The following is a 4,904-nucleotide window of genomic DNA, read 5'->3' as shown; positions in this document are numbered from 1 at the left end:
CGGCCAATACGGTCGCGTCCGCGGGCAGCATTGCGCAGGCTGCCGGGGAGTCGTCATAGGGACAGGTTCGCCACGGCTGGAACAAGTAGACCATCGTGACGATCGCGCCCACCAGCGCCAACGCGGCACCGGTCACGACAGCAAGCACCCTGCTTCGCTGCTTCATGAGCACGACCTTACGGGCGGCGAGTGTCCCAGCCGATCCCTCATTGAAAAGCTGATCCGAGGCAGACGGTCAACCGGTGATCGCTCGGGCGTAGATGCCGAGCGCGAGCACTCCGGCCAGGATGGCGCCAAGGACCGCAACGCGGGTCAGCCAGGGGATTCGCCGCACCAACTCCACTACGAGGGAAGCGACGGCGGTGCCGGGCACGAGGAACATCGCCATGATCGAGCCCGAGTAGATCGCGAATCCTGAAGGGTCGCCGATCGACCCGACGGTGATGATGAAGATCACGGCGGCCGCTACGACAGCGACATCCATCAGCACAGCCCGGCCCACACCCGCGGGCTGACCGAACGGAAGCGTGCCTATCGCTCGAACGGCGAAGGCGATCGCGAATACGAGCGGCGTCGCGAATGCGATCCGCTCCAGCCCGTCGAGATCCGCGCCGGCCAGTGACCACCCGATCGTGGAGACGATCGCGAACAGCACCACCGCGACGCAGCCCGCAATAGCTGCCTGCGCGCTCACCCACTCGCGCCGCATGGAGCCGGGGATCGTCGTGCTCGCGTTCGCTTCAGTAGACATTGCCCTGAAGCTACCCTCGCCCGCGCCCCGACACCGCGAGGCGAGCCGCGACGTGGCCGCGCGCAGCGTTCGCGAGCCGGTCGGACTGCGGCGCAGGCACGATCCCTCACCGGGCCGTCGCGACAATCATTGCCTTCGCGCTCCGCGCGTGAGACCGTCAAGCGTGGATTCGTTCGTCGCGTGGAACAGCTTGGTCTTCGGAGGCGCTGCGGTCGCCGTGGCAGGGGTCGTGGCTCTGGCCATGTGGGTCAGAAGCCGCAAGCGCCAGTCCTGACGGGATCCCTCAGCGAGTCAGCGCGCGACCCATTGCATGGCGGCAGAGATGGGTATGAAGCTCTCGATTGCGAGGTCGAGTGGGAAGCCAGCGACAGCCTTGAGTGCCGCGGTGACGTCAGCTTCGGTCCTGCCTGCCGGTATCGCTTCGACCGTGACGCTGAGTTTCGAGCAATCGATCTCCGGAGCCGTGCTGGTGATGAAGATGCCGGGAACGGCGCCGGGCGAGATCAGGCGCCGTGCCGCATCGCGAAGCTGGGCCGGCGAGTGGACAGTAGGGGCCACTTCAACCGCGACCCCTGATGCGGCCAGCGTTTCGGTGAGGCTCGGCGGGACTTCGTCGAACCACCAGAGCCTGAGCAGCTCGTCGTTCCGATCCCACTCGAACCCAGAGAATCGGGGATCGACCCCGTAACGCTGGGAGACCGCGGTCATGAGTTCGTGGTGCTCGGTAGTCATGCCGTCGCCCGTGGGTTTCAGAGACTCGAGTTCCTCAGGCGAAATGACGTCGGCCGGGTCGATCGGAGCCAGCGCCACCCGGCTGTCCGAGATCAGTCGTGGCGCGACGATTCCGGCACAGCTGGTCAGTGTGGTTAGTGCTCCGATCGCCAGCATGATGCTGCACAACATTCGGAGAGCCACGAGTTCAGCATAGGTCTCGGGCCGGACGTCACGGACGATCCCTCACCGCGACCGCTGGACCTCGATCACGACGGCGTCCGTCGCTTGAGGGCCGCCACACCGCTCGGACCCCCCGACCCGCGTCCATTCCAGGCGGGTGGCCTCGCGTTGGAGAGTGGTGCCGTCTGACGCGATGAGCTCGATCGTCACGTGCTTCGGCGCATCGAGATCCAGATCGACGCGCCACCGCCCGCTGCCGAGGTCGCGCGAGACGTACCACGGCCCCGTGGGTGGCGTGGTTTCGAGTTCCGTCTCTGTAACGGAGCACCCACGCTCAGAACACAGCACCACCCGCTCCACGTCGCCAACGTCGCGCCCTTCGAGCATGATGTCCAGGTGCTGCAGGTACCCGATCGTCGTGCAGGCAGGTGGCAGGACACCCGCACAGCCCACGATCCCGAAGAGGGTCGACACAGCCAACATGATCGGAAGGACCGTGCGCCGACGAACGACGGAACGCTGCATACCTCACATCCTCGCCTTATTGCGGGCCGACGGCCGAGGGAGATGAGCGAGTCGTTGCCGAATCGATCCCTCGCTGCGACTGTTGACACCGCTGTGACCCTCACGAAATGCTGACGCGATGAGCGCTCCCGAGACTGAGCAGAAGCACCCAGTAGCGACCGCCGCATTCTGGGGTGCCGTGACGGCCCTCACTCTCTTCGGGCTCTGGGCCGCTGTCCTCCTTCCGTTGATCTCAGTTCGGCCGGTGCTACTCCCCGCTGGCGCCATCGCCCTCATGGTCGCGACCGTGATGACCGTGGTCTACTCGCGCACCGCTCGCCGGTAAGTCGACGGCAGATATCAAGCAGATCCCTCCGCGAGACGGGTATCACCTTGATCGGGAGTGTCACAATTCGTGTGATGGTGGCCACGGATGGGGCATGAGGAACGAGACGTCGCTTGGCGGTGGTGACGCTGAGCCCGAGATGCGCCCGAAGCGTTACACCCCGGCGTTCGGCGGACATGTCATCAATGTGAGCCACTCCCAGGATCGTGAGGCCCAGTTTCGGGTCCTCTTCAACGCCGTGTATGCCGATGCAGTGCGGTTCGCGATGCGGCGGGCGGAGCCCTCAGAAGCCGACGAAGCGGTCGCCTCGGCGATGCTCATCGTGTGGCGGCGCTTCGACCGAGCACCGGCCTCGCTCGACGCTCGCCGAGCGTGGGTTTTCGGCATCGTCCGCAACACGATCTTGAATGCCAGGAGAAGTCAGGTCCGCCGGGCGGCACTCGCGATTCGTGTCGCCAACGAACGGCCGTCGCCCGGAGCGGACGACCTCGCCGGCGTCGAATTGCGCATGGATCTCGCCGCCGCCTGGCGCAAGCTCGCCCCGGCCCAGCAGGAAGTGCTCGCACTCTCGGTGTTCGAGCAACTCGACGCGACCAACGCCGCCCGAACGCTCGGAATTCTGCCCACCACCTACCGAATGCGACTCTCTCGCGCCCGCAGAGCACTCCGCGAGGCACTTCAACGCGACGACGCGCTCGAGCCCGGACCCACTGCACACCCGCACCCATTCGCACCTCAGGAGGCGTGATGAATCTCGACACTCAGCTCCGTTCGCTGGACGTCGCCGCAAGCCAGCCTGACGCCCACCGCCGCGCGCACGCCTCGACGTTGCTGGAGGATGTTGTCGGCCAACCGCCCACTATTCCGAAGGCTGGCCGGGCCGCGACGAACTGGCGTATGGCCGGCGCCATCGCAGCCGGAACGCTCATCGCGGCGACGGCCGTGATCGTGCCCGGCCTCACGCCGTCGCTTCCTGCCGTCGCATCCTGGGTACCCGAACCCGCGGCGGTGTCGACCAGCGATCTCGCGATCGCCGAGGACGCATGTCGGGGCGAGCTCGGGAAGTACGCGCGTCAGATCGACGGCGACACGCCCGTCGTGCTCGCCGAGCGGCGCGGTGACAACATCGGCCTCATCCTCTGGGAACCGAATCCAGAGGCTCAGGGCACATGCGTCGTTGAACTCGCCGAGGGCTCGACCTCGGTGGAGGGTATCGTCAGCGCGTTCGGCGGTAGCTCCGGCCCCGCCTTGAACGCGCCGGCCGGCGAGTTCATGGCAGGCGGCATCTCGCAGTTCCGCGCCGAGGACGGCACTATCTCCCTGACCTCCGGCTCGGTCGGAGAAGGTGTCGTCGCAATCCGACTTCACGCCGACGGAATCAGCACAGAGGCGACCATCGACGACGGACGGTTCGTCGCTTGGTGGCCGGGACGCGCCTTCGAGGACAGCCAGGAGCCCTCCGGACAAGGCGGACCGGCCAGCATCATCACCTACGACCTCACGCTCAACGACGGCACAACCATCACGAACGCGGACTCGTGGTTCCCCAGCAACTAAGGGAACGCGTCGCGCCGCCCGAGCACCGAGCCGCTGGCGGAACCGAAGTCGCCAGACCATGCCGCCCGACATCAGTCACCATGAGGAGCACCAAATGAACACCACCACCGACCCCGCAGCTATCGAGCTCGCTCTCACCGAGCCGATCGACATCACCGCGTACCTGCCCGACCCGGTGGACGAACCGTCCTGACCCGCCCGATGGCCGATGCACGGACGATCCCTTAGCGAGACGCCGGCTGTCCCCCGACTTGCTCGGTAACGAGAGAGCTGCGGCTCAGTGCGGTCCGAGTTGCACGCCCGCGGTGTGGGCCGCTGCGATGGCCTCACTGTGCGATCGCTCATTGGCGATCGAGTGGTCGGCGTCGCCGGGCTGTCGGCGAGTCTTCCGCTCTCGAAGGATGAGCACGACCGAGACGATCACCAGTACCGCACCGAATGCCGCCAGCCAGATCATCAGATCCATCGTCGGCTCCCTTCGCTTAGCCCGAACCTAATGGGCAGGCTGGACGAGAGGAAGGTAGGTCCTCCCAATCGCGGACCAAAGGCCCACTGCGGAGACGATCCCTCTTCGAACTGGACCAGCACGCCGAGCGAGCCCGTCACTAATGAACCCCGACAGCACCCTGAGTGCAGTGAGTCCTACGGACCCGGCCTGGCTCGAACAGGCAGCCACCCTCGCCATGCTCCGGGCAGAACGCACCCTTACCGGGTAGGTGCGCCTTGGGCGGGTTCGACCTCGACGCTAGCAAGTGCGGACGGAATGCTGCACATCGGACGAAGCGACTGCTCGCTACCGATCCCTGAGCGAGCCAGCGATCGGCGAGCGTCGTTTACGACGTTCCCCCACCG

General features: G+C 66.2%; 6 protein-coding genes. 2 read left to right on the top strand and 4 right to left on the bottom strand.

The window, feature by feature from the left end; translation table 11 throughout:
• Positions 1-235: 235 nt before the first annotated feature.
• The 3 genes from ACUY4T_RS14395 to ACUY4T_RS14385 form a co-directional block, all read right to left on the bottom strand.
• Positions 236-751 carry a hypothetical protein gene (locus tag ACUY4T_RS14395; RefSeq protein WP_446019654.1) on the bottom strand — a complete coding sequence of 172 codons (516 nt, stop codon included), beginning with the start codon at positions 749-751 and terminating at the stop codon, positions 236-238.
• Positions 752-1,042: 291 nt separating this feature from the next.
• Positions 1,043-1,666 carry a hypothetical protein gene (locus ACUY4T_RS14390; RefSeq protein WP_446019653.1) on the bottom strand — a complete coding sequence of 208 codons (624 nt, stop codon included), beginning with the start codon at positions 1,664-1,666 and terminating at the stop codon, positions 1,043-1,045.
• A 42-nt stretch (positions 1,667-1,708) separates the two neighbouring features.
• Complete coding sequence (locus tag ACUY4T_RS14385) at positions 1,709-2,170, bottom strand: hypothetical protein (RefSeq protein WP_446019652.1); 462 nt, start codon at positions 2,168-2,170, stop codon at positions 1,709-1,711.
• 419 nt (positions 2,171-2,589) lie between these two features.
• On the opposite strand from ACUY4T_RS14385, the gene ACUY4T_RS14380 reads away from it, so the two are divergent.
• Positions 2,590-3,243: an RNA polymerase sigma factor gene (locus ACUY4T_RS14380; protein ID WP_446019651.1), complete on the top strand. Its 654-nt coding sequence runs from the start codon at positions 2,590-2,592 to the stop codon at positions 3,241-3,243.
• A complete protein-coding gene (locus tag ACUY4T_RS14375; protein WP_446019650.1) occupies positions 3,243-4,052 on the top strand; it encodes a hypothetical protein in 810 nt (269 codons plus the stop codon). The genes ACUY4T_RS14380 and ACUY4T_RS14375 overlap by 1 nt, the downstream gene beginning before the upstream one ends.
• Before the next feature lie 277 nt (positions 4,053-4,329).
• Here ACUY4T_RS14375 and ACUY4T_RS14370 read toward each other — a convergent pair whose 3' ends face one another.
• Positions 4,330-4,509 carry a hypothetical protein gene (locus ACUY4T_RS14370; protein WP_446019649.1) on the bottom strand — a complete coding sequence of 60 codons (180 nt, stop codon included), beginning with the start codon at positions 4,507-4,509 and terminating at the stop codon, positions 4,330-4,332.
• Positions 4,510-4,904 lie beyond the last annotated feature (395 nt).

The sequence above is a fragment of the Agromyces arachidis genome, assembly GCF_052805135.1.
Note: the sequence above shows the minus strand (reverse complement) of the source record. Positions and strands in the feature narration are given on the sequence as shown.

What these genes read in the sequence shown, in the direction of transcription:
- ACUY4T_RS14380 (WP_446019651.1), top strand. Translation starts at nt 2,590, where the DNA reads ATGAGGAACGAGACGTCGCTTGGCGGTGGTGACGCTGAGCCCGAGATG.
- ACUY4T_RS14375 (WP_446019650.1), top strand. Translation starts at nt 3,243, where the DNA reads ATGAATCTCGACACTCAGCTCCGTTCGCTGGACGTCGCCGCAAGCCAG.
- ACUY4T_RS14385 (WP_446019652.1), bottom strand. Translation starts at nt 2,170, where the DNA reads ATGCAGCGTTCCGTCGTTCGTCGGCGCACGGTCCTTCCGATCATGTTG.
- ACUY4T_RS14370 (WP_446019649.1), bottom strand. Translation starts at nt 4,509, where the DNA reads ATGATCTGGCTGGCGGCATTCGGTGCGGTACTGGTGATCGTCTCGGTC.
- ACUY4T_RS14395 (WP_446019654.1), bottom strand. Translation starts at nt 751, where the DNA reads ATGTCTACTGAAGCGAACGCGAGCACGACGATCCCCGGCTCCATGCGG.